The following is a 1,082-nucleotide window of genomic DNA, read 5'->3' on the forward strand; positions in this document are numbered from 1 at the left end:
CCAACGGGGTGCTTTCGGCCATCACCGCAACGTTCTGCTTTCCCTCGGCTCCCCGGCCACGTGTACCCTTGCCTCGCTCGATTTCCTTACTGGCCACCGAAAAGTTAACGAATTCTTGCGGTTTCTTTCAGCGCCGCCAATACCGCCAGCCCGTCGCGCAAGGGGCGCGGCTCGTGTGTGCGGATGAAGTCAGCTCCACCTGCGGCGGCGGCAAGCTCTGCAGCGAGTGTCGCGGCCCCGACATCCCCCGGACCACGGCCTGTGAGCGCGCGCAGAAAGGATTTGCGCGAAACAGACAGAAGCACCGGCAAATCGAAGCGCAGCCGCAATTCATCGAACCGCGCCAGCACCGAGAGCGAGGTTTCGGGAGCAGCCCCCAGAAAAAACCCCATGCCGGGATCAAGGACAAGGCGGTTGCGTTTGATACCGGCACCCGTCAGCGCCGCGATGCGCGCGTCAAAGAACGCCGCAATGTGATCCATGATGTCGCCAGCGGGTGCCTCGCGCCGATCTGCCTGCCCGTCTTGCACCGAATGCATAACGACGAGTTTGGCAGATGATTTCGCCAATTGCGGATAGAACGCAGCGTCTGGAAAACCGCGAATATCATTGAGATAGGCCACACCACGCGACAAGGCATAGGCTTGCGTCGCGGGTTGATAACTGTCGAGCGAGACGGGAATGCCATCTGCCTTGAGCGCGTCCAGCACCGGCGCGATACGCGCGATTTCTGTGTCGGACGAAACAGGCGCGGCGTCGGGATTGCTGGATGCCGGACCGAGGTCGATCACATCTGCCCCCTCGGCCATCAGCTTACGCGCCTGCGCAATGGCTGCGTCTGGCGCCAGATACCGGCCTCCATCGGAGAAACTGTCCGAGGTTATGTTGACGATGCCGAAAATGATGAGCGATTTATTCATGGGGGCTTCTATAATAATACCTAAAATCCGCAGGTAGTTAATTAGGATGTTTAAAGATTCTGATTATCCGTTTATGCACCTGTTATATTCGCAATTACTAGTCTGTCAAAGAGTTTGTCTCCAAAATACCGTCTGTTTAATTTGTAAATAAACTCGTTGAGA

At 56.8% G+C, this 1,082-nt stretch carries 1 protein-coding gene and 1 pseudogene; both read right to left on the minus strand.

The genetic code is table 11. From position 1 onward, the window contains the following. Window positions 1–103 (minus strand): annotated as a pseudogene (locus tag QWY78_RS09235) (IS1595 family transposase); the annotation flags it as partial. 1 nt (window position 104) lies between these two features. Then, window positions 105–920: a sulfonamide-resistant dihydropteroate synthase Sul2 gene (gene sul2 / locus QWY78_RS09240; protein WP_001043260.1), complete on the minus strand. Its 816-nt coding sequence runs from the start codon at window positions 918–920 to the stop codon at window positions 105–107. Between the last annotated feature and the right edge of the window lie 162 nt (window positions 921–1,082).

It is taken from the genome of Kaistella yonginensis (genome assembly GCF_030409525.1).
GTDB classification, from domain to species: domain Bacteria; phylum Bacteroidota; class Bacteroidia; order Flavobacteriales; family Weeksellaceae; genus Kaistella; species Kaistella yonginensis.